Annotated in this window: 20 protein-coding genes; 9 read left to right on the top strand and 11 right to left on the bottom strand. The window is 60.1% G+C overall.

Annotated features, from left to right (window positions below):
* The 3 genes from SLH49_RS14885 (at position 1) to SLH49_RS14875 (ending at position 3,605) form a co-directional block, all read left to right on the top strand.
* Positions 1 to 951, top strand: coding sequence for a glycine betaine ABC transporter substrate-binding protein (locus SLH49_RS14885; protein WP_320269951.1), 951 nt, complete (start codon positions 1 to 3; stop codon positions 949 to 951).
* Between the two features lie 66 nt (positions 952 to 1,017).
* A complete protein-coding gene (locus SLH49_RS14880) occupies positions 1,018 to 2,055 on the top strand; it encodes a betaine/proline/choline family ABC transporter ATP-binding protein (RefSeq protein WP_320269950.1) in 1,038 nt (345 codons plus the stop codon).
* Entirely contained in the window at positions 2,052 to 3,605 is a 1,554-nt protein-coding gene (locus SLH49_RS14875) for an ABC transporter permease (protein ID WP_320269949.1), read from the top strand. Before SLH49_RS14880 ends, SLH49_RS14875 begins: the two co-directional genes overlap by 4 nt.
* A gap of 89 nt (positions 3,606 to 3,694) precedes the next feature.
* Here the strand turns inward: SLH49_RS14875 and SLH49_RS14870 are convergent, their stop codons facing one another.
* From SLH49_RS14870 to SLH49_RS14855, 4 genes are all read right to left on the bottom strand, one after another.
* Positions 3,695 to 4,087 (bottom strand): carboxymuconolactone decarboxylase family protein, encoded by a 393-nt coding sequence (locus SLH49_RS14870; RefSeq protein WP_320269948.1) that lies wholly within the window; start codon positions 4,085 to 4,087, stop codon positions 3,695 to 3,697.
* A gap of 3 nt (positions 4,088 to 4,090) precedes the next feature.
* Positions 4,091 to 5,536: an aldehyde dehydrogenase family protein gene (locus SLH49_RS14865; protein WP_320269947.1), complete on the bottom strand. Its 1,446-nt coding sequence runs from the start codon at positions 5,534 to 5,536 to the stop codon at positions 4,091 to 4,093.
* A 93-nt stretch (positions 5,537 to 5,629) separates the two neighbouring features.
* On the bottom strand, positions 5,630 to 6,709 hold the full coding sequence (locus tag SLH49_RS14860; RefSeq protein WP_320269946.1) for an aromatic ring-hydroxylating dioxygenase subunit alpha: 1,080 nt from the start codon (positions 6,707 to 6,709) through the stop codon (positions 5,630 to 5,632).
* The gene (locus SLH49_RS14855; RefSeq protein WP_320269945.1) at positions 6,706 to 7,593 is read right to left on the bottom strand and encodes a MurR/RpiR family transcriptional regulator; all 888 of its coding nucleotides are present in this window, start codon (positions 7,591 to 7,593) and stop codon (positions 6,706 to 6,708) included. Before SLH49_RS14855 ends, SLH49_RS14860 begins: the two co-directional genes overlap by 4 nt.
* A gap of 69 nt (positions 7,594 to 7,662) precedes the next feature.
* Between SLH49_RS14855 and SLH49_RS14850 the strand changes: the two genes are divergently transcribed.
* From SLH49_RS14850 to SLH49_RS14825, 6 genes are read left to right on the top strand one after another with little or no spacing between them, the layout of a single operon-like run.
* Positions 7,663 to 10,113, top strand: a complete 2,451-nt coding sequence (locus SLH49_RS14850) for an FAD-dependent oxidoreductase (protein ID WP_320269944.1) — start codon at positions 7,663 to 7,665, stop codon at positions 10,111 to 10,113.
* Positions 10,110 to 11,192 carry an alcohol dehydrogenase family protein gene (locus SLH49_RS14845; RefSeq protein ID WP_320269943.1) on the top strand — a complete coding sequence of 361 codons (1,083 nt, stop codon included), beginning with the start codon at positions 10,110 to 10,112 and terminating at the stop codon, positions 11,190 to 11,192. The genes SLH49_RS14850 and SLH49_RS14845 overlap by 4 nt, the downstream gene beginning before the upstream one ends.
* Positions 11,189 to 12,295 (top strand): mandelate racemase/muconate lactonizing enzyme family protein, encoded by a 1,107-nt coding sequence (locus SLH49_RS14840; RefSeq protein ID WP_320269942.1) that lies wholly within the window; start codon positions 11,189 to 11,191, stop codon positions 12,293 to 12,295. The genes SLH49_RS14845 and SLH49_RS14840 overlap by 4 nt, the downstream gene beginning before the upstream one ends.
* Positions 12,292 to 13,398: a mandelate racemase/muconate lactonizing enzyme family protein gene (locus tag SLH49_RS14835; RefSeq protein ID WP_320269941.1), complete on the top strand. Its 1,107-nt coding sequence runs from the start codon at positions 12,292 to 12,294 to the stop codon at positions 13,396 to 13,398. The genes SLH49_RS14840 and SLH49_RS14835 overlap by 4 nt, the downstream gene beginning before the upstream one ends.
* Positions 13,395 to 14,498 carry a mandelate racemase/muconate lactonizing enzyme family protein gene (locus tag SLH49_RS14830; RefSeq protein ID WP_320269940.1) on the top strand — a complete coding sequence of 368 codons (1,104 nt, stop codon included), beginning with the start codon at positions 13,395 to 13,397 and terminating at the stop codon, positions 14,496 to 14,498. Before SLH49_RS14835 ends, SLH49_RS14830 begins: the two co-directional genes overlap by 4 nt.
* On the top strand, positions 14,498 to 15,775 hold the full coding sequence (locus SLH49_RS14825) for an aspartate aminotransferase family protein (RefSeq protein ID WP_320269939.1): 1,278 nt from the start codon (positions 14,498 to 14,500) through the stop codon (positions 15,773 to 15,775). Before SLH49_RS14830 ends, SLH49_RS14825 begins: the two co-directional genes overlap by 1 nt.
* A gap of 93 nt (positions 15,776 to 15,868) precedes the next feature.
* Here SLH49_RS14825 and SLH49_RS14820 read toward each other — a convergent pair whose 3' ends face one another.
* From SLH49_RS14820 to SLH49_RS14790, 7 genes are read right to left on the bottom strand one after another with little or no spacing between them, the layout of a single operon-like run.
* Entirely contained in the window at positions 15,869 to 16,897 is a 1,029-nt protein-coding gene (locus SLH49_RS14820) for a P1 family peptidase (protein WP_320269938.1), read from the bottom strand.
* Positions 16,878 to 17,615: an SDR family oxidoreductase gene (locus SLH49_RS14815; RefSeq protein ID WP_320269937.1), complete on the bottom strand. Its 738-nt coding sequence runs from the start codon at positions 17,613 to 17,615 to the stop codon at positions 16,878 to 16,880. The genes SLH49_RS14820 and SLH49_RS14815 overlap by 20 nt, the downstream gene beginning before the upstream one ends.
* Positions 17,616 to 17,619: 4 nt before the next feature.
* Positions 17,620 to 19,062 carry an aldehyde dehydrogenase family protein gene (locus SLH49_RS14810; protein ID WP_320269936.1) on the bottom strand — a complete coding sequence of 481 codons (1,443 nt, stop codon included), beginning with the start codon at positions 19,060 to 19,062 and terminating at the stop codon, positions 17,620 to 17,622.
* Positions 19,043 to 20,647, bottom strand: coding sequence for a dipeptide ABC transporter ATP-binding protein (locus SLH49_RS14805; protein ID WP_320269935.1), 1,605 nt, complete (start codon positions 20,645 to 20,647; stop codon positions 19,043 to 19,045). Before SLH49_RS14805 ends, SLH49_RS14810 begins: the two co-directional genes overlap by 20 nt.
* Positions 20,644 to 21,459: an ABC transporter permease gene (locus tag SLH49_RS14800; RefSeq protein WP_320269934.1), complete on the bottom strand. Its 816-nt coding sequence runs from the start codon at positions 21,457 to 21,459 to the stop codon at positions 20,644 to 20,646. The genes SLH49_RS14805 and SLH49_RS14800 overlap by 4 nt, the downstream gene beginning before the upstream one ends.
* Positions 21,456 to 22,400 (bottom strand): ABC transporter permease, encoded by a 945-nt coding sequence (locus SLH49_RS14795; RefSeq protein ID WP_320269933.1) that lies wholly within the window; start codon positions 22,398 to 22,400, stop codon positions 21,456 to 21,458. The genes SLH49_RS14800 and SLH49_RS14795 overlap by 4 nt, the downstream gene beginning before the upstream one ends.
* Positions 22,397 to 23,536: an N-acetyltransferase gene (locus SLH49_RS14790; protein ID WP_320269932.1), complete on the bottom strand. Its 1,140-nt coding sequence runs from the start codon at positions 23,534 to 23,536 to the stop codon at positions 22,397 to 22,399. The genes SLH49_RS14795 and SLH49_RS14790 overlap by 4 nt, the downstream gene beginning before the upstream one ends.
* Positions 23,537 to 23,595: the final 59 nt, after the last annotated feature.

Below are 23,595 nucleotides of genomic sequence, written 5' to 3'. Positions count from 1 at the left end.
ATGATACGTTCGACGCTTGGCGCAAGCGCGATCAGCGTGGCGAGTTTCGGAATGGCTCATGCGCAAGACCTGGTGCTGGGCATGCCCAACTGGCCCTCTGGCGTGGCGACGTCTCATATCCTCAAGCAAGTGATCGAAACGAACTTCGGTCTAGACGTTGAACTGCAAAGCGGGACAAACCCCATTATCTTTGAGGCGATGGATGCAGGCTCCATGCATGTGCATCCCGAGGTTTGGATGCCAAACCAGCAAAACCTGCATGATACCTATGTTCAGGATCGCGGCTCTGTCGTGATGAACGACAACCCCGTGCAAGCGGTGCAAGGGATGTGTGTCACCAAGTATACGGCTGACACCTACGGTATCACATCAATCGAAGATCTGACTGATCCCGAAAAGACCGCGATCTTTGACACTGACGGCGATGGCACGCCTCAGGTCTGGATCGGCGCGCCCGGTTGGGCCTCAACTGTGATCGAACGCATTCGCGCAAAATCCTATGGCTATGACGCTGTCATGGACCTTGAGGAATATGACGGCACCGTCGCTTGGGGTGCGCTGGGTGCTGCTGTGGAAGCAAACGAGCCATGGATCGGCTTCTGCTATGAGCCGCACTTTATCTTCGTGGCCTATGACCTCGTCTATCTCGAAGAGCCTGCCCATGATCCGGCGACCTGGACCATCGTTCAGCCAACCGACGATCCGCAATGGCTGGAGAAATCCCAGGCCTCGACCGCATGGAAAGGTGCTACCCTGCACCTGCATTATGCTGCTGAGGTAAAAGAGAACCACCCAGACGTCGCAGCGCTCTTTGACGCATACGAGATGCCGGCAGAAACACTGTCGACCATGGGTCTGGAACTCAGCCTCAACGACGTTGATCCCGAAGACTTTGCCACGCAGTGGATCGCCGACAACGAAGAACTCGTGTTTGAGTGGCTCACGAACTAAGCCATCACACATGCCGCTGCGCGGGGTGTTCCGCGCAGCGCAACCTTTTTGCATCCGGGAAGACCGATGAGTGAAGCCGTAGTAGAATTGTCCGACGTCTGGAAGGTCTTCGGGAACCGCGACAAAGAAACCATAGACGCCGCAAAATCACGTGGGCTGACCAAGCCCGAAGCCCTTGAAGAATTCGGAACCGTCATCGGTGTCCGCGAAGCGACATTCTCGGTCGCACGCGGTGAGATTTTCTGCATCATGGGCCTGTCGGGCTCTGGCAAGTCGACGCTCGTGCGCCACGTCAACCGGTTGATTGAGCCCAGCGCCGGGACGATCCGCGTGCTGGGCGAGGATGTTGGCAAAAAGAATGCCAAAGACCTACGCGAGATGCGCGCTAAGCATATCGGGATGGTCTTTCAGCACATGGCGCTGATGCCGCACCGGTCGGTGCGGGATAACGTGGCCTATCCGCTTGAAATTCGTGGCGTGCCCAAGTCACGGCGCTGGGCGGTGAGTGAGCATACGCTCAACCTTGTGAATCTGGACGGCTACGAAGACCGATTGCCACGCGAATTGTCGGGGGGCATGCAGCAGCGGGTGGGGATCGCGCGCGCCCTTGCGTCTGACCCCGAGATTCTGCTGATGGACGAACCGTTCTCGGCGCTCGATCCGCTGATCCGATTGCAATTGCAGGACCAATTCAAGTCGCTGGTTGAGGACTTGAAGAAAACGACGCTCTTCATCACGCATGATCTGGATGAGGCGATCCGCATCGGCCACCGCATCGCGATCATGAAAGATGGCGTAATCGTTCAGATTGGGACGCCCGAGGAAATCGTGACCCAGCCCGCAGACGATTACGTGCGTGAGTTTGTCCAAGGCATCAGCCGACTGAAACTCGTGCGGGCGCATACAATTATGGAACCGTTGGAAGAGGCTGAAATCGGCCATCTGAACGGCGCGCCCCGCGCAGAGGGGGATAGCGATCTGGACGCGCTGATCGATCTTTCTGTCGGGACCGAGGGGCCGATCATCATTACCAAAGACGGCCAGGATGTGGGCCGGGTGAGCAAGGAAACGCTTCTGCGTGGTATTCAGGGGGGCAAAGGATGACCGATGTAACCGCAGCGCCCAAGGCCGCAAATGTGGCTGAAATCAAAGCGGACCGTGAGGCGCTTGACGCCTCTGTTGCGGAATTTGCCGGGCAGAATGCTGAATACTATCAGGGCGCATTTCGCAAGATCCAGGAGGCGACCGGCCCATACGCGTTTACCTTCAACACGGCCGCCGCACTTTTAGGCCCAATCTGGTCCGCCGCCCGCGGGCTGTGGGGTGGCTTCTGGGGCTTCCTGATCCTTGAGATCGTCGCCTGGGTGCAAATCGGGCGCGGTACCTGGGGCGAGCTTGGGGCAGAGAACCTTGCCCGCGCCGCACAACAGGAAGAACGCGCGCAGCAGTTCATGGAACGCGCGGCGCAAGCGACGGCAGCAGGCGAAGACCCGACTCGGTTTGAGACACTTGGTAACAACCTTCTCCGTGCTGCAGAGGCCAGCCGGGCGGAGGCGGCTGCATTGGCCGCTGACAGCCTGCAGATCCTCATTGCCGGTTTGTTGATCCTGGTTGCGATCCGTGTGGCGCAGGGCCTCTGGGCGAACGGCGCCCTTGAGCACAAATACGAGGAATGGCGCATCGATCCCAAGAGCGTGCAATCGGGCTGGAGCACGCCCAACATGATCTGGGGTATCGTGCTCGCGCTGATCATCGCACCGCTGACGATCTATCGTTTCACCGTCGATGACGTGACCGAATGGCTGACCACTTTCCCGGCCAACCCGGATATCTATGGCAACACGGCCCGATGGCTTGAGGATGTCATCGACTCCGCCGCTGTCGCCGGTGCTGGTGCCTTTGACGGGATCGTGCTCGGCGTCCGGCGTGTGCTTGACGGGATATCGCTGGCGCTGATCGGAACGCCGTGGCCCGTGGTGATGGCCGTGATCTGCGTCGTCGCATGGCGCTCCGCCGGGCCGCGCGTGGCGATTTTCACCGCTGCCGCGCTCGCCTATATTGCCTTCCTTGGCTATTGGGAAATCGCGATGGAGACGGTGGCGCTGGTAGGTGCTGCGGTGTTCCTCTGCGTGATCATCGGCATTCCGCTGGGCATCTGGTTCGGGAAATCTCCGCGCGCCTACCGCTTCGCCGAGCCGGTGCTCGACCTGATGCAGACTTTGCCAGCCTTCGTGTATCTGATCCCCATCATCGCGTTCTTTGGCACCGGCAACCCGCCGGGCATTCTGGCCACGATCATCTTCGGCATGCCGCCTGTGATCCGCCTGACAGCCTTGGGCATGCGTGGAGTACCTGAAAGCATCAAGGAAGCGGCATCCGCCTTCGGTGCCTCAAACTGGCAAATCCTGCGCGATGTGGAGCTGCCTTTGGCGCGGCCATCGATCATGACGGGGGTCAACCAGACCATTCTGATGTGCCTTTCAATGGTGGTGATCATCTCACTCATCGGCGGCGGTGGTTTGGGCCAGACGATCCTTGAGGCATTGCAATTTGCAGCGAAAGGGCCTGGTATCCTCGGTGGCCTCGCCATCTTGCTTGTTGCCATGGTGATCGACCGCATCGTTCAGGGCGCGTTCCGGCGAAAGGACCTGTAGCGAAAGCACGTCGGGTCGAGGTCGTTGAGGTGTCCCCGACGTCCTATCCACCCGCAAACAATTCGATGCGGCTGTTTTGCAAGGAGTATTCAGGCGTCAGATTCATTGTCCGCCAAGACTTTCCGGGCAACGCGAAAGCATTGGAGTGCCTGCGGTACCCCGCAATAAATACCGATCACATGGATGATCGCCCGGATCTCGTCCCGAGAGACGCCATTATTGATCGCGCCACGACAATGTGTCTCCCATTCGTCCATCTTGCCCAAGGCGCCGATCATCGAAAGGTTCATCATCGACCGTGTTTTTGCGTCGATGACGTCGTCACCCCAGCCAAAGCCCCAGCACCAAGCCGTCATTGCCTCTTGAAAGGGGCGGGTGAAGTCATCGGCTGCGGCGAGGTTCTTTTCGACATAGGCAGTCCCCAGCGTTGACTTGCGCTGTTCTAGCCCTTTGAGAAACAGATCCTCGTCAAACACGCTCATCCCCTATCCTTTCAGTCTAATTGCGATGTTTTTGGTCTGGACGTAGTTCCACAGCGCCTCGCGCCCCTTTTCGCGACCATAGCCGGATTTCCCGTAGCCGCCGAAAGGCGTCTCAACGCCACCGGCATACCATTCGTTGACGAAAACCTGGCCCGTCCGCAGCTTGCGCGCCGCATGCGTTGCCCGGTCGAGATCGCGGGTGAATATGCCGCTCACCAGACCGTAGGGCGTGCCATTGGCGATTCTGATTGCCTCATCGTCCGACGAAAACTTCAGAACGGACAGAACCGGGCCAAAAACCTCCTCATTGGCGATTGTCATATCCGGGGTGACCTTGGTCAGGATCGTTGGCTCCAGAAACGCGCCCGAAATATTTGGCTTACGGCCCCCTGTTGCGACATGGGCGCCCTGTTCCTGCGCTGCGGCGATCATGTCGGCAGCACGGTCGCGTTGCGCCTCCGATACCATGGCGCCCATTGTCGGTCCGAATTCCGGCTGTTCGATGCCGGGGCGGACAGAGAGCGATTGCGCCACGCCCACCATGCGACCGACCAAAGCGTCGTGGACGCTATCATGCACAATCACCCGGCTCATGGCAGAGCAGACCTGCCCGGCATTGAAATAGATGCCCCAGCGCACGTCATTCTCGAATGCTGCAAGATCGGCGTCGTCATGGACGATGGCCGCCGATTTCCCACCAAGCTCCAGCACGCAAGGCACAACGTTTTGAGCTGCAGCCTTTGCAATCGCGATGCCAGTGGGGACGGAGCCGGTAAACACGATCTGGTTCACGTCGGGATGGGCCGAGAGTGCCGCACCCGCGTCCTGCCCCAAACCACACAGGATATTGACCGCCCCGTTGGGCAGGCCCACCGCCTCTGCCGCATGGGCAAAGCAGGCATTGCTGAGCGGTGTCAGTTCGGGCGTCTTGATCACGCAGGCATTGCCAGTTGCCAAGGCGGCGGAGAGCGACCGCGCAGTCATTTCAACAGGATAGTTCCACGGGATGATCTGCGCCGAGACGCCAAACGGCTCATAGGTTGTGAAATCAAAGTAGTTCTTGCCAAGCGGGATAGAGCGGCCTTCGACGGTTTCCGCCTGATTGCCATAATATTCAAAGTAACGGGCTGCGCCCTCAACCTCGATCCGGGCTTCCCAAAGTGGCTTGCCTTGTTCAAGCGTCAGGGTCCGCGCGATGTCGTCGATGTTTTCCAGCAGGTAGCGGCCCATGGCCTGTACCATGCGCCCACGCTCAACAGGTCGCAGATCAGACAATGCGCCGGAGTGATGCATGTGCCGGGCTGCCGCGACAGCGCGGTCCACATCGGTGGCATCGGCCAGCGCATGTTCTGCAAGCTTTTTGCCGGTGCCGGGATTGATCACATCAATCCGGCCTGCGCCGCCATCAATCCACGCGCCGTCAATGTAGTTTTGCCAATAGGATTTCATGAGGATCGTGTCCGATCGGTTTCAATGAATTCCCCGTCCCGACGGACGCGGAAGAGCCGACGCACGGGCACCAGCCTCTCGGATATGACAGAGTTAGCCATCAATCGCGTCTCGCATCCATTTTTGCAGGTGCATCACAGGATGCTCTGAATTCACGCCGCCGCGCGGGTCAACAACCAGCGGACCGGGTCGATATCCGCGCGACTGCAGCCCGCGCTGAACGGATTCGACGAGGTGAATGTCCTCTTCCACCGTTGTCTGGCGGTCTTGGAGGGCCAATTTGCGAACCTTTTCATCCTCAACCCCTCGCGCAGAATACCATCCCCGCCAGACAACCACATGCCCCGCATCCACCACGCGCCAATGATAGGTGTTCAACACGTTGCCGGGATAGACCTGGAACGAGAACACCGGCCACAGAAACCAGCTGGAATATTCATGGCTATGCGCAAAACCCGAATTGATGTCATAGGTCATGTCTTCCAGGCTCTGGCACTCGGTTGTGTGACGCAGGCACTTGCCTTGCGGCTGGATGTCATAGGTCTCCGGCTTCACCACGCCATTGGCGAAGGTCGGGTGGTTCAGGCTGCAATGATAGCATTCGGAGTAGTTTTCGACCGACACCTTCCAATTGCAGCTTTCGGGAATTTCGACCCATTCCAGAGGCTTGAGATCGCGCCATTGGGGCACCCACTCCTCAAGCTCCGCCCGCGCATCCGGGAACCAATCATCCATCGGGGCCGCGTCCGGGTCGAGATTGACGAAGACGAAGCCCAAGAACTCTTCCGCCCGCACTTCCGTCAGGCAAATCGTGGATTTGTTGAGGCCTTCCACCGCGTTGAGATTGGGACCGGAGCGCAAGGCGCCGCTTAGCTCATAGGTCCATGCGTGATAGGGGCAGACCACGACGCGCGTTTTGCCTTTGCCGCTGAGCAACTGATGCGCGCGGTGCTGACAGACATTGTAGAACACCCGAATTCTGTCATCCCGCCCCCGGATCGCAAAAAGGCTTTCGCCAGCAATCTCAAAGGTGGCATAGGCCCCCGGTTCCGCCAGATCAGCGGCATGGCATCCAAATTGCCACGTTTTGGCCAGAAGCCCCTGCTTCTCAACCTCGAAGACCTGAGGGTCTGTATAGTAGCGGGCGTCGAGAGAGCGGATGGGCATTGTCATGATGGCTCTTCATGGTACAGGCCCAGTTCATGACGGCGGGCGTGGAAGGTCGTGACCCGTTCCACGATCTCGTCGCTGGCCACGGCGATCACGAAAGACAGCAGCGTCTCCAAAAGTGCGACGGTGGTGACTGATGACGGGAAGAACTGCGGTGTATCGCAGGCGATGACAAAGCCATGATCCGCCATCCGAATGATCGGGCTGGCCGGGCTGTCAGAGATTGCGACGATCCGCATGCCTTGCGTTTGTGCGCGCGCCACTGCCTCCACCACTTCGGCCCGGTAGGGTTTGCAGGTGATGGCGATCAAGACGTCATCATTATCGGCCCAGGCCAGATCATCGATCGCGTTCGAACCGGCCCTTGGGATCGCGTGAAACCGCACCATGCCGGTTGAGGCGAGATAGGTGAAGTTGCGCGCGCTTGAGTTATTCACCCCGACGCCCAGCGTGAAGACGTTATCCGAGCCCCAGATCACTTCAGCTGCCGCTTTCAGATCTTCGGCAGAAATCGCCGCAAAGGTCTCTTCAATATTGCGCAGCGTGGCTTGCACCATATCAGCATAGAGGCCGCCAAGATCGCCTGATTTGCGGATATCCTGCAGCCATCTGGCACGCTCAGGAAAATCGGCGGCACCGTGCCTGATCGCCTCTCGAAACGGGGCACGGAAATCCTCGTATCCTTCGAACCCGACCTGCCGGGCCATGCGTACCACTGTGTTGGGTTTCACATTGGCCGCATCAGCAATTTCGCGGACGGTTGAGACGCCAACATCGCGCGGGTTCTCCAGCACATAGGTGGCCGCCTTGCGGGCCTCTGGCGTCAGCTCCCCCAACTCACCGGCCAGCCGCTCCAGAATCGTGTTTGATACATTTGTCCCATTCATGATTGACGATGGTATTTTTGTTTGATTAGCCTGTCGAGAGGAAAAACCGACTCGTATTGGGAAAAAGCCGTGGCGAATGAATTTCCAAGTCAGGCCCGTGTTGTCATCGTCGGCGGCGGGATCATGGGGGTCGGCCTTGCCTATCATCTGGGGCACGAGGGTTGGGGTCCGGACACGGTACTGCTGGAAAAGGCAGAGCTGACATCGGGCAGCACCTGGCATGCGGCGGGTCAGATCACCCATTCCACCTCCAGCTTCAGCCTTGGCAAATGTGTGGACTACAATATCGGCCTTTACTCCGGTGCACTTGAGGCCGAGACGGGCCAGCCGGTGACATGGCATGGCTGCGGGTCTTTCCGTCTGGCCTATACCGAGGATGAGATGGATTGGCTGCGCCACACCCTGTCTGTCGGGCGTTCCCTCGGGTTCAACATTAACCTTGTCGGCCCGGAACGGGTCGCCGAGTTGCACCCGTTTTACAATCTCGATGGTGTTCTGGGTGCCTTGCACACGCCCGATGACGGCCATGTGGACCCCACCAACGTGACCATGGCAATGGCCGCCGGTGCGCGCCAAAAGGGTGTGAGGATCATCCGCAATTGTCGTGCGACGAACATCACGCTGGGTAAAGACGGCGCGTGGATTGTCGAGACCGAGAGAGGCACGATCAACTGCGAACACGTGGTCAATGCGGGCGGCACCTATGCGCGGCAGATGGGCGAATGGTCAGGGCTGCAATTGCCCATGACCTCAATGACCCACCATTACTTCGTCACCGAACCTGTGCCCGAATTTGCCGCACTTGACACCGAACTGCCCGTCATCCGCGACGACAAGAAGGTCTCTGGCTATATCCGGATGGAACAAAAACGCGGACTGATCGGGATTTACGAGAAGGAAAACCCGAACTCCGTCTGGCACGATCATTGCCCGTGGGACTATGAAAACTGGCTCTTTGACGCGGATTACGACCGGGTGATGCCTTATCTTGAGGAAAGCCTGAACCGGATGCCGATCTTTGCCGATCTTGGCATTCAGCGCGAAGTGCACGGCGCCATCAGCCACCCGCCTGATGGTAACCCGCTGATCGGTCCGGCCCCCGGCGTGCGGAACTACTGGTGCTGTTGCGGCACCCAGATCGGCATCGGCTGGGGTCCTGGGCTGACGCGGGAATTGGCGCGCTGGATGGTCCATGGGGCAGCCGACATTTCGATGCGTGACTACGATCCGCGCCGCTTCGGAGGCTATGCCACGAAAGATTGGCAGGTGGTGAAGGCTGAGGAAGACTATTGCCTGCGCCACGAAATCCCCTTTCCGCATTTCAATCGCCTCGCCGGGCGGCCTATCAAACCTTCGCCTTTGCATGACCTCCTGAAATCCAAAGGGGCCGTGCATGAAGAAGTGTACGGTTTCGAACGCCCTCGCTTCTTCGCCAACGGAATCGCGCAGCGCGATCATTACGCGTTCAGCCGCACTCCAGTCGACGACATGGTCGCGCAAGAGGTGAAGGCGGTGCGCGAGCGTGTCGGCATCATGGATGTCACCGCATTTACCAAGGTGATGGTCGAAGGCCCCGGCGCCTATGCGTTGCTCGACCGGCTGACCGCGAACCGCATGCCGCAAAAGGACGGATCAATCACGCTGACCCATATGCTGAACCGGCGCGGCCGGATCGAGCTTGAAACAACGATCCTGAGGATGGCGGGGGACCGTTTCTACCTTGTCTGCGCGGCCTTTTTCGAACAACGGCTGATCGATCATCTCACGCAGCATCGCGATGGCGAAGATGCGACGATCACCGCCTTGTCCGAGGACTGGTCTGCGCTTGCGATCAACGGGCCTAGGGCGCGTGACGTGCTGGCGGCTTGCACCGATGCGGATCTTTCGAATGCGGGGTTCCGGTGGCTCGGCGCGCAACAGATCACCGTCGCCGGTCACAGACTTTGGGCGCTCCGCATGTCCTATGCGGGTGAGTTGGGGTGGGAGTTGCACATGCCCAACACCGCTTGCCGCGCCGTCTATGAGGCTCTTTGGGCCGCTGGTGAAACGCATGGGATCGCCGATTATGGCTCCTTCGCGATGAATGCGATGCGGATGGAAAAGGGGTTCAAAGGTGCGGGTGAACTCACCAACGAAGTGACGCTGGCCGAAGCCGATGTCCTGCAATTCGCCCGGAAAGACAAAGCGTTCCTTGGCAGCGATCACACCTTCAATGCAAACCTGCGATGGGTGTGCGCCTATCTTGAGATCGCACCAGACGGCAAGGCCGACGGCCATGGTGGCGAGGCCGTGCTGCTTGAGGGCAAGGTGGTCGGTTCCACCGCCTCTGTCGCCTTCGGCCCGACCGTCGGCAGAATCCTCGCCTTCGCCTATCTCGACCCCGACGCTGCACAGCCCGGCACTGATCTTGAGGTCATCATCCATGGCCAACCACGGCCTGCAAAGGTCCTTGGTGCCCCCGCCTATGACCCGCAAAGCCTGTTGCCGCGTACCGATACCATTGTGGAGGCCGCCGAATGACCCTGCCAGCAACGATGACAGCCATGGTCACGATGGGCCATGGCGATCTTGACCAGATTGTACTGCATGAAGATTGGCCACGGCCTGATCCAGCACCCGGTGAAGTCCTGATCAAGGTCGGGGCTTGCGGGCTGAACAATACGGATGTGAACACGCGCACCGGCTGGTACTCAAAAGCCGTCACCGAGGCGACGACAGGCGTCGGCCATGTGGAAATCGACGAAGATGACCCCGCATGGGGCGGTGCGCCCATTGCCTTTCCGCGCATTCAGGGCGCGGATGTCTGCGGTCGGATTGTCGCGGTCGGCGCAGATGTCGACCCAGCCCGCGTCGGAGAGCGTGTGATCACCGACGCGTGGCTGCGCGACCCTGGCGACCTGGAAGATATCAACAAGACCGGCTATTTCGGATCGGAAAGCGACGGTGGTTTTGCAGAATACACCACCATACCGGCGCGCAATGCGCTGGCCATCCGCTCTGATCTGAGTGATGCGGAATTGGCGACATTCTCATGCTCTTACTCAACCGCAGAGGGTATGCTGACCCGTGCCAACGTCACCGAACACGACACCATTCTCGTACCCGGCGCATCTGGCGGCGTTGGTGGCGCGCTGGTGCAACTCGCCAAGCGCCGCGGTGCGCAGGTGATTGCCATGGCGTCAGAAGCGAAGCATGACGACGTCGCCAGACTTGGCCCCGACAAACTGCTGCCACGTGCGCCAGCTGATCTGCGTAAGGCGCTCGGCCAATCCAAAATCACCGTGGTTGCCGATGTGGTCGGCGGCCCCGACTGGCCAAAGCTATTGGACGTGCTTGAGCGCGGTGGTCGCTACACATGTTCTGGTGCGATTGCCGGGCCGATGGTGACGCTTGATTTGCGCACGCTCTACCTGCGGGACCTGACATTCACCGGCTCCACCGTCATTACACCCGAAGTCATGCCAAATCTGGTTCGTTACATCGAAGAGGGTGAGATCAAACCAGCCCTGGCCGCGACTTATGCGCTAAAAGACTTGCGTGAGGCGCAGACCGCCTTCATCGCCAAAGAGCATACGGGCAACATCGTGGTTGTCCCGTGAAGATTAACCGCATCCGCCTTTACAGGACCAACCTTCCTTACATCGGCGGCGCGTATGGCTGGGGTGCGGGCAATGTGATCGAAACCGCAGTGGCGAGCGTGGTTGTCATTGACACCGATGCCGGTCTGCAGGGCTGCGGTGAATTCACACCTTGTGGTGAGAACTACATGGTTGCCCATTCCGCTGGGGTCGCGGCGTTGGCCGAGCTCGTGGCGCCCAAACTGATTGGCGAAGACCCGCGCCAAGTTGGGCGCATCGAACGGATCGTGGATCAGACCGTTCAGGGTCACGGCTATGCCAAAGCGCCTTTCGATGCCGCATGTTGGGATATTCTTGGGCAGGCGACGGAGCAGCCGGTCTGGATGCTGCTCGGCGGCAAGCTCACCGATGGGGCGCCAATGTACCGCGTCGCACCTCAGAAAGCGACGGATGAGACATTGGCCGAGATGCAACGCTACCGCAGTGACGGCTATCGCCAGTTTCAGATCAAGATCGGCGGTGACTGGGCCACTGATATCGACCGCGTCCGGGCAGGTGTCGGCCTGCTGGAACCGGGTGAGACTGCAATGGCGGATGCCAATCAGGGCTGGCGGGTCGACAATGCGGTGCGTGTGGCCATTGCCACCAAAGACCTTGACTACATCCTTGAACAGCCATGTCGGACCTATGAAGAATGCCAGCAAGTGCGGCGGGTGGCTGAGCAGCCGATGAAGCTCGACGAATGCATCACTGGCCTCGGCGCGGCGCAAAGGATCGTGCAGGACCGTGGTGCCGAAATCTGCTGCTTGAAGGTTTCGAACCTTGGCGGGCTCAGCAAGGCGCGGCGGGTTCGCGACTTTCTGGTGGAAAACCGCATCCCTGTGGTTTGTGAAGATACGTGGGGCGGGGAAATCACTTCGTCAGTTGTCGCACATTTTGCTGCATCGACGCCCGAGGAATACCTGCAGAATACGACCGACCTGATGAACTACAACACACGCTCAACTGGGATTGGCGGCCCTGTATCGAAAGACGGCAAGCTCTACGCAACCGATACTCCCGGCCTCGGCGTGCGTCCTGATTTTGAGAGCCTTGGTGCGCCAGTCGCGGAGTATTGTGCATGAAGGTGACCCGCATCTCGGTCTACCAGGTCGACCTGCCGCTTGCGCATCCATATTGGCTTTCGGGCGGCCGCCTCAAGTTTGAGGTTCTGGACGCGACATTCGTCAAACTCGAAACCGATACTGACTTTGTTGGTTGGGGTGAGGGGACGCCCTGGGGCCATACTTATGTCGCTGCACACGGGCCTGGTATCCGTGCGGGTATTAAGACGATGGCACCGTTCATTCTGGGCCTTGATCCACGACGCTTTCTCGATGTCGAACGCGCGATGGATTTGGCACTGCCCGGTCATCTTTATGCCAAGGCCCCCATCGACATGGCCTGCTGGGATATTGCGGGCCATGCGGCGGGGTTGCCCATTGCCGACCTCATGGGCGGCGGGTCCCGCACAGCCCGGCCTATCGCGTCGTCGGTCGGGGCCAAAACGGTCGAAGAAACCCGAGCCGTTATCGCTCGTTACCGCGAACGCGGCTATATTGCCCATTCCGTCAAGATAGGTGGCGATGTCACCCGCGACATTGCACGTATCCGCGATGTCGAGGCGTTCCGGCGCGACGGTGAAATTATCCTTTATGACGTCAATCGTGGCTGGAGCCGGGCGCAGGCCTTGCAGGCGATGTCGGCCACCGCAGATCTGCATGTGATGTTCGAGCAGCCTTGCGAAACGCTCCACGATATTGCGGCCGTTTCCGGGAAGCACAGCGCCGCAATCTCCATCGATGAGACGCTTGTGACCCTGCAAGACGCCACCCGCATTGCCCGTGATGGCATTGCCGAGGTCTTTGGCATCAAGCTCAACCGCGTCGGCGGCCTGACCAAGGCCGCACGTATCCGAGACGTTGCCTTGGCTCATGGCATCGACATGTTTGTTATGGCAACGGGCGGCTCGGTTCTGGCGGATACCGAAGCGCTGCACCTTGCCGCGACAATTCCAGATGACCATTGTCAAGCGGTTTGGGCCTGTCAGGACATGATCACTACCGAGATCGCTGGTGGGCGCGGGCCGCGCAATGTCGATGGCCATTTGCACCTGCCGGAGACAGCAGGTCTTGGCGTGCACCCGTATGAGGACGCGTTGGGTGACCCCATCGCGGTCTACGCGTGAAGGTCCGGCGCATCACCCTGTGGTCAGTCGATCTGACGAGCCATGAAACCTATTACATGGCCGATGGGAAGACTTGCGACACGGTGAAATCCCACATTCTGTGTCTCGAAACCGATACCGGTTTGAAAGGCTGGGGTGAGGTGTGTCCGATCCCGCATTACCTGCCCGCTTTCGCAGATGGTGTCCCGAGCGCGATCACCGAGATGGCCCCCGCCATTTTGGAGATCTCTCCATTGGGTGTGGATGCGCCGATGCGTAAGCTCGACGGCTTTTTGCAAGGTCACGACCATGCGAAATCCATTGTGGATATGGCGCTTTGGGACCTGTTCGGTCGGGCGACGCAACTGCCGCTTTACGCCTTGCTCGGTGGGCGCACCCGTGCTGACATGCCGCTTTATCACTCCATCACCTGCATCGCGCCCGATGAAATGGCGCGCATTGCGACAGAAGCCTACGCAACGGGTATCCGGCAATTTCAAGCGAAACTTGGCGCTGATGACAACTGGGAGGCTGATGCCGAGCGTCTGATCAAGGTACGCGAAGCCATTGGCCCCGGCCCACTTGTTTATGGCGACTGGAACTGTGGCGCCAGCAAGCTGCATGCCACCCGTACAGGCCGTGCGGTCGCACATCTCGACATCATGCTCGAACAGCCCTGCAAGACGCTGGAGGATTGTGCCGCCGTGCGGCAAGCGACGGGCCTGCCCATGAAGCTTGACGAAAGCGTCCACGATATGACGACTTTGTTGCGTGCAGCGGAACTCGGCGTTTTGGATGCGGTGGCCCTGAAACTCTCTAAGTTCGGTGGCCTGTCGGCCATGCGCCGCGCCCGCGATCTGACGGTGCACCTGGGGGCCCTGATCTGCGCGGAATGCACCTGGGGGTCGGACATCGTGACCGCGGCAAGTCTGCATTTCGCGGCCTCCACCCCGCATGGTGCGCTTCTGAACACCTGCGATCTGTCTGGCTATGTCTGGCCGCGAATTGCCCCCGATTGCCCCACACGCGGCAATGGCCGCATCGCACCACCTGACGGTCCGGGCCTCGGAGTCACACCCGACCCAGATGTTCTGGGCGATCCAATTCTGGAGCTTTCTTGATGCAAAAACTGACTTCACAAGCCGAATGGATCGCGCGCGCGCAAGAGGTATTACCGGCAGGCGGCTTCGGCAACTTTGACCCCGGCATAATCATCTCTCACGGGAAGGGATCGCGCGTTTGGGACGAAGACGGCAATGAATACATCGACTATCTGATCGGGTCCGGTCCAATGCTGTTGGGTCACGGCCACCCCGAAGTGATGGAGGCCGTGCTGGAACAATTGCCAAAGGGCATGACATTCTTTGCCAACAACACGAAAGGTATTGAGCTTGCCGAGGCGATTGTCGATGCCGTGCCCTGTTGTGAACAGGTTCGCTTTGTCACCTCGGGTGGCGAGGCTGACATGTATGCAATCCGCCTCGCCCGCGCCTATACCGGCCGTGACAAGATCATCAAATTCGAAGGGGGTTATCACGGCATGAGCGCCGAGGCGCAGATGAGCCTCGCGCCCGAAAGACAAGTCAACTTCCCGCTGGCCGTACCCGACAGCGCAGGGATTCCGCGTGCAGTTGCCGATCAGATGCTGATTGCTCCTTTCAACGATCTCGCCGCTGTCGAGGCTTTGCTGGGCGAGCATCACGACATTGCCGCGATCATCGTCGAACCACTTCAACGGATCATCCCTGCTATTCCCGGCTATCTGCAGGGGCTGCGTGAATTGTGCGACAAGCACTATGTCTTGCTAGTTTTCGACGAAATTGTCACCGGTTTTCGGCTGGCCTATGGCGGCGCGCAGGAACGATATGGTGTGACACCCGACATCTGCACATTGGGCAAGATCATCGGCGGTGGATTTCCATTAGCCGCTGTCGGCGCAAGCGCCGAAATCATGCAGCATTTCGACAAGAAGTTGGCCGGTGCAGGCAATTGGCTGATGCAATTGGGAACGCTGTCCGGCAATCCGGTTGCAGCAGTTGCCGGTCTTAAAACAATGGAGATACTCCGCTGTGAAGGAACCTACGAACGACTACGCAAAATCGGCCGTTCTTTGCAGGATATTCAAAGCGACGCGCTCACCAACGCCGGTATTCCGCACCAGATTTGCGGCGACGAGACGCTGTTCGATATCTATTTCACCGCCAACAAGTGCCGCGACTTCCGTTCTGCAAAGCACGATAGGCCTGAACAGAACGTCAGATACAATGAAACGATGCGTGACCATGGTATCCTCAAGTCACCTGCTAAACTTTACTCGTCCCTCGCAATTACGTCAGCCGATCTTGAAAGGACCAAAGCCGCTGTGAACCAGGCCGTGACATCTATTCTGGGAGGCTAAGTGCTTTTGATGCATGCGCTCCCTTTTTGAGGTCGCTAGTTTGCACTAGTCTTGTTCGGTTTTTGGTTTTGTCGACAGGGCTCTAGCGACGCTCTATGCCCACTGGTTGGTGGCGCGATAAGTCTCAATGATGTCACCCTCTGCGTGTGTTGCTTCATAGATTCCGCGGCATACTGCGCGACTGAGGCAGATCGCGGAAGCAGCGCAGATTTCGCCGAAAACGTGATGATCGACCGAACTGCCTGAGCCGGTTGAGACGCCGAACACAAGATCACCGTCAAGCGGCGTATGCGTCGGCACAATGGCACGGGCGAGCCCGTCATGCGCTGTCACGGCGAGCCTGTGGCATTGTGTTTTGCTAAGCGGGGCATCGGTCGCGACAATCGCAATTGTCGTGTTCGCCTGCGCGGTTGCGTGCAGCATCATCGCTTTTTCCTTGCGGCTGGGTTCGGGTGCCACCAACCCGGATGCGGGGTCAGGGCCAAGCCCGCCGAATTCACCGTCCATCTCAAACGCGGCGGCCCAGAAATGCCTGTCGCCCGGTGTCGTCACGCTGCCTAAAGAGTTCACGGCAACCAATGCGCCAACCGTTGTGCCGTTTGCGAGCACCATTGAAGCTGATCCGAGGCCACCCTTCTGCATCGCGGCCATTGCACCTGTGCCTGCACCGACCGAGCCGAGCGCGAAGTCCTCAGCCGCCGCATCCAACGCAGCGCGCCCCAGCGCCCTGTAGGGGTTCTCGTCCCAATCTTTGTCGCCCCCGTTGATCAAGTCAAACAGGATGGCCCCCGGCACAATCGGGATACGCATCGCGCCCACTGCATAGCCGCGCCCTTGCGCGCGCAGCCCGTCCATAACGCCGGAACACGCATCCAAACCAAAGGCCGACCCTCCTGACAGGACCAGCGCGTCGATAGCTGTGACGGTCTTGTCTGGCGCCAGCAGATCGGTCTCACGCGTGCCCGGCGCGCCGCCCATCACATGCACGCTAGCCTTGAACGGTTTGTCTGCGGTCAGCACAGTGCTGCCCGATTTCAGCCGATCATCCTGCGCGTTGCCTACCTTCAGCCCTGCGACATCCGTGATCAGGTTGCGCGGTCCTTTAGATACAACGGCCACCATCCACCTCCATCGCCACCCCTGTGATCATGCTCGCCTCATCCGAACAGAGAAAGCAGGCGGCGTTCGCCATATCCTCCGGCGTTGAAAACCGGCCCAGGGGGATTGTCGCCAGAAACTTTGCCCGTATCTCTGGCGTGTCCTCGCCCATGAATGACTTCAGGAGCGGCGTTTCCCCTGCCACCGGGTTCAGAGCGTTAACCCGAACGCCATGGGGCGCGAGTTCGATTGCCATCGCTTTCGTCGCGGTGATCATCCAGCCTTTCGAGGCATTGTACCAGTTCAGCCGCGGCCGGGGCGAAACCGCGGCGGTTGAGGCGATGTTCAGGATGGCGCCTGTTTCCCGCCCTTTGAAATGCGGGACAAAGGCGCGTGCGGTCAGATAGACCGACTTCATGTTCACATTATAGACCCGGTCGAAATCGGCCTCATTCACATCCTCTAGCGCGCTGGGCAGATGCGTCACACCGGCATTGTTCACCAAGATGTCGAGTGGACCGCGCTTCAGCACCTCTGCCGCCATCGCTGAGACCGATGCGCCATCAGCTACATCACAGGTGATGGCCACAGCGCCAATCTCATCCGCGATGGTCTGTGCCGCCGCGCCGTCGATATCGGCTACGTAAACCTGTGCGCCGACGGCCGCAAACCGCCGGGCAATGCCCGCACCAAAACCCGACCCGGCGCCGGTGACGATCGCCTTTTTGCCTTCCAGTCTCATCCCCTCACCCATGCCAAGCCGCGATAGTTTTCAGCGTAGAGAAGCCATAAAGCGCCTCAAACCCCTTTTCGCGCCCATGCCCCGATTTGCGGACCCCGCCGAAAGGCAGCTCAACCCCGCCGCCTGCGCCATAATTGTTGATAAAGACCTGCCCGGATTTCAGCCCCTTTGCTAGCCGCATCTGCCGTCCGCCGTCCCGGGTCCAGATGGCTGCCACAAGCCCATAATCGGTGCCATTGGCAATGCGCAGCGCCTCCGCTTCGTCTTCGAAGGGAATGATCACTTGAACCGGGCCAAAGATCTCGTCCTGCGCAAGGACATGATCCGGCGGGACATCGGCAAAGAGGGTGGGCGGGACGTAGTGGCCTGCGGCGTCGGTCACGACCTCCCCCTGCGCGGCGACGGTCAGATCGGCCCCTTTCTCAAGAAATCCGGTCACGATCTCCTTCTGCTTGGCCGAGATCAACGGGCCGATATCCAGATCGTCCATGGCTGGCCCCACCCTGATGTCGCGATAGGCCGCTGCCATCCGGCCCAGCACGTCCTCATAGACGCCGCGCTGCACCAGAATGCGGCTGGAGGCCGAACAGGTCTGTCCGGCATTCTGGATGCCCGCATTGATCAGGAAGGGCAGCGCGCGGTCGAGATCAGCGTCATCAAAGACGATTTGTGGGGACTTCCCGCCAAGTTCCAGCGTGACGGGGACCACGTTTCTCGCGGCGGCGGCCTGGATCACCTCACCGGTGCGGACCGACCCCGTGAATGACACATGTTGCAAACCCGGATGAGCGGCCAATGCGGCCCCAGCCTCGGAACCAAGGCCGGTGACAACGTTGAGCGCACCTGCGGGCAGCCCCGCCGCCATCGCGATTTGCGCAAAGGCGAGCGCGGTCAGGCAGGCATCCTCCGCCGGTTTCAGCACGCAGGCATTGCCCATGGCGAGTGCCGCGCCCACGGACCGCCCGATGATCTGCATCGGGTAATTCCACGGGATGATGTGGCCCGCCACCCCATGCGGTTCGCGCAGGGTGTAGACGGTATAGCCATCCAGATAAGGGATTGTTTCGCCGTGGATTTTATCCGCTGCACCACCGTAGAACTCCATGTAGCGGGCCAGCGCAACAGCATCCGCGCGCGCCTGTTTCAGCGGCTTGCCAACATCTTGCGCCTCTATTTCGGCCAGCGTTTCAGTCCGCTCCAACACCATCTGCCCGATCCGCGTCAGAATGCGCCCCCGCTCCAACGCGGTCATGCGGCCCCACTCCCCATCGCGCGCCGCCTGCGCAGCAATGACGGCGGCATCGATATCCGCTGCATCGCCCCGCGCGATAGTGGTCAGAGGCGCGCCAACAGACGGGTCCGCAACTTGGATCGTGGCCTTACCACTAATCCAAACGCCCCCGATCAGGTGGTGCGCCTGCGGAATATCAAACGGTTTCAATGGCATGGGGCAACTCCGGCAATTGGGGCGCGGCGGCGATCAGGGTTTGTGTGTAGGGGTGCTGCGGGTCGGTGAAGACGGTCTCGGTCTCGCCCTGTTCCACGATCCGACCCGCCTGCATTACCATTACCCGATCCGTGACTGAGCGCACGACGGAAAGATCATGGCTGATAAAGAGATAGGCCAGCGCGCGTTTGCGGCAGAGATCGGCAATCAGGTCGAGCACCTGCGCACGGACCGAGACATCGAGGGCCGAAACGGCTTCATCAAAGATGATCAGTTCGGGTGCGATGATCAGCGCGCGGGCGATGGCGAGGCGTTGGCGCTGGCCGCCGGAGAACTCGTGGATGTATTTGCCTGCGTCATCCGCTGCTAGGCCAACATCCTGTAAAGCCTTGGAAATCGCCGCTTCTCGGGCCTTGCCTTTGGGCGGTTTTTCCAACAGATGAAACGGTTCTGTGATCAGCCGATCCACCCGGTGGCGTGGGTTGAAACTGCCGTAGGGGTCCTGAAAAACCACCTGCATCTTGCGCCGCACGGCGAGGTTGGGGTGGTCGGTAAAGACCGGCTCGCCATCCAGCCGAATCTCTCCGCCCTGCACATCTTCCAGCCCCAGAATGGCGCGGGTCAGCGTGGATTTTCCGCAGCCGCTCTCGCCGACAAGACCAACCCGCTCGCCATGATCAATATGAAAATTGATGTCGTTGATCGCGCGGAACATAGGGCGCGGGCCGAAGAGTGTCCGCCGCGGCAAAGGGTAGTCTCGGAGGATATGCTTTGCGTACAGAAGCTGTACAGAACCTGTACGTACATCTGTCTTGCCGGGCAGGTCCACCTGATGGGTTGAGGCCTCGAACAGTGCCTTGGTGTACGGGTGCTGCATCCCAGCCAATAATTTCGGTGTCGGCCCGGCCTCTACCACGCGCCCCTTTTGCATGACGACGATCTGATCGGCGACATCTGCGACAACGGCGAGGTCATGGGTGATCAACAATAGGCCCATTTCGAAGTCGCAGACGAGGTCCTGCAGCAGGATCAGGATGCGCGCCTGCGTGGTGACATCGAGCGCGGTTGTGGGCTCATCCGCGATCAGCAGTTTCGGGCGCAGCGCGATGGCCATGGCGATGACAACACGCTGGCGCTGGCCGCCCGAAAGCTCGTGCGGATAGCGGGTGGGGGCCACCTTCAGCCCGACACGTTCGAGCATCTGGGCAGCGTGGGCATGGGCTGCGGCTTTGGACGTCTTTTCATGGATAAGGATCGTCTCGGCCACCTGATCGCCAATCGTCTGCACCGGGTTGAGCGCGGTCATCGGCTCCTGAAACACCATGCCCATCGTATTGCCGCGCATCTGGCAAAGATCGGGTTCGGATGTTTGCAGAATGTCGGTGCCGCCGAGGATGATTTGGCCTTGCGGTTTGGCCCCGCGTGGCAAGAGCCCCATGACCGACAGCGCGGTCATCGACTTGCCAGAGCCGCTTTCCCCGGTGATCGCGACAATCTCTCCATGCTGCACGGCAAGGTTCACATCGTGCAGGATATCGGTCGTGCCGATGCGCAGCGACAGGTTGCGGATGTCGAGGATGCTCATACCCGCGCCACCCTGATCCGTGGGTCGAGCCAGTCGCGCAGGCCGTCGCCCAAAAGGTTGAGCCCAAGCACCATCAGCAGGATCGCAAAACCGGGCACGAGCGCGGTATGTGGCGCGATGCTGACCAGCGTCTGCGCGTCGGCCAGCATACGCCCCCAACTGGCGGTGGGGGGCTGCGCGCCAAGGCCAATATAGGACAAAGCCGCCTCGGCCAGAATGCCGAGAGAGAACTGGATTGTCCCCTGCACAATCATCAGATTGGTGATGTTGGGCAGGATATGTTCGACCGAGATGCGGGTCGCCGACTTGCCGCAGACACGGGCGGCGAGGATGAAATCCCGCTCCCACAAGGGCAGGGCTGCGCCGCGCGCGAGCCGGGCGAAGACGGGGATGTTGAAGATGCCGATGGCGATGATCGCATTGACGGCGGAGGCGCCGAACACGGCTGTGATCAGAATGGCAATCACCAGCGACGGGAAGGCAAAGACAAGGTCATTGCCACGCATGATCACTTCATCCAGCAGCGATCCCTTGCGGGCTGCGGCGAGAAGTCCCAACGGGACGCCGAGCCCCATGCCGATACCCACGGCGACCAGCGCGACGGCAATCGAGGTCCGCGCGCCCATCATGATCATCGACAGGATATCGCGCCCGAACTGATCGGTGCCGAGCAGGTTTTCCCAAGACGGCGTCAGCAAGCGGTTCGGGATATCCAGCGTTTCGATATCGTAAGGTGTCCAGAGAAAGGATAATGCCGCCAGCCCCACGAAGAACACGCTCATCACCGCGCCGATGATCAGGTTGCGGTTCATGCCTTGGTCCTTAGGCGCGGGTCGACGGCGGCATAGGCCAGATCGACAAGGAAGTTGACGACGATCACGGTGAAGACCAACAGCATCACCACGCTTTCCACGACGATGAGGTCGCGCGCGCTGATGGATTGGAAGATTAATCGCCCGAGGCCTGGGAGGAAGAAGACCTGTTCGATGATGATCCCGCCTGCGAGCAGGAATGAGAATTGCAGGCCGATGATCGTCAGCACCGGGATCAGCGCGTTGCGGACGGCGTGCCTCCAAAGCGCTTGGCGGGCCGAAAGGCCCTTCGCGCGGGCGGTGCGGATGAAATCCTCCCCCAGCATGTCGAGGAGTGAGGAGCGCATGACACGCGCAAGGATCGCTGCCTGCGGCAGGGCGAGGGCGATGGCGGGGAGCGTCAGGGCTTTGACGGCTTGGAACGGGTCCCCCCATCCCGGAAACCCGCCTGCAGAGAACCAGCGCAGGTTGATCGCGAAGATCAGCACGAGGATCATCGCGAACCAGAAATTCGGGATCGCAACGCCCAATTGCGTGGCCCCCATGATCGTGATGTCGCCCGCGCCACCCCGACGGCTGGCGGCATAGATGCCCGCCGGGAAGGCGATGAGGGTGGACAGGATCAGCGCGTAGATGGCCAGTGGCAGGGAGACCCAGATGCGGTCGGCGATCAGTTCGGATACGGGTGTTTTGTAGGTCCAGGATTGCCCGAAATCACCCTGCAGCAGACCCGTGACCCAACTCAGATATCGTGTGATCAGCGGCTGATCGAGGCCCATCTCCGCCCGCAAAGCGGCAATTGTATCGGGCCGCGCATTGACCCCGAGCATGAAGGCTGCCGGGTCGCCGGGGATGACCTCAATCACCCCGAAAATGACGATGGAGGCGACAAAAAGGCTGATGATCAGCGATGTCAGGCGCCCTAGCGCATAGCGGATCATGGGCGCAGCGCCGTGTTGAGCGCGTCGGCAATGCCCGCCGCGATGGGATGGGCGCTGGTGGATGCCAAAGCAAGCGGCGTTTGCGGCCCACCATAGACTTGCATCGTCGCTTTCGGGTCGGCACCCGCTGCGATCAGCCGCTGGGCCATATAGGCGGCATTGATAGGCACAACCTGCCGATGCGATTCAACGCCGTTGCTGCCGAGATAGTGCAGGAGCGTCGCCCGGTGGCCGTATGAGGAACGTTGTCGGATCAGGTTCGGCGCGTCTTGCATCAAACGGAGCAGTGCAACCAAATTGCCGTCCAGCAACGCGTCAAGCGCCATTTCGAACGTCGGGTTGGCGGCCGCGTCTGGAACATCGTCCCATGCGGCATAGCCATATTCTCGGGCCATCGTTGTGTGAGCGTCGGACGGTGTGAATGCGCCATCAAATATCTGCGCAAGCGTCTGCCCTTGCGCCTTGGGCCACCAGGATTGGATGTGCATGCGTGCACGCGCATCGCGGTTCTGATGCGCCTTGAGCAGTGTCTTTGCCTGCCGGTCCAGTTGCTCGCGGATGGTCAGTTTGCGGAATGTTGGGGATTTCACATCTGGATGCAGGGCCAGAACGTCCGCGACGTCCGGCGCGACATAAACATGATTGGCGGGGTCGAAGGCGGGTGCGAAGGTGACGAAGCCCCTAGGCGCTGCACCATGCAGGCGCCGCCAGAGGACGTAACGGTCCTCGGTCCCGTCGTGATGCAGATTGCCATCACTGACAAAGCCGAGGCGCTCGTAAATGCTTGGGTTCCCGGTCAGGACGCACCCTGCCGCGCCACGTTCGGCCAGGATCGTAAGACCGGCTTCCACCAGCTTACGTCCGATACCCTGCCGCTGCCTGTCGGCGCGAACCGAGATGGGCCCGAGCGCATACCAAGCTCCCTCCGCATCAGTGATCTGGGCGGGCGAAAACGCTACATGGCCGATGATCTCGTCTTCATCGGCGACGAGCGAAAGAGCTAGATCGCCAGCATCGCGCAGCATATCGATCAGCGGCCCTTCGAAACCGTCCGCGAAGGGCTTTGGCGCGAAGGCCGCCTGCGTGAGGTCATGAATGGCCCGATGGTCTTCTGGGGCTTCAGCGCGGATCAGCATGAATGACCGACTTGAACATCTTGAGGGCAGAAGCCGCCCGGCGCATCGCCGGGCAGCGG

Source organism: Cognatiyoonia sp. IB215446, assembly GCF_033963825.1.
Lineage (GTDB): Bacteria > Pseudomonadota > Alphaproteobacteria > Rhodobacterales > Rhodobacteraceae > Yoonia.
The sequence above is the reverse complement of the archived record's forward strand: the minus strand, read 5'-3'. Positions and strand labels throughout refer to the sequence as shown.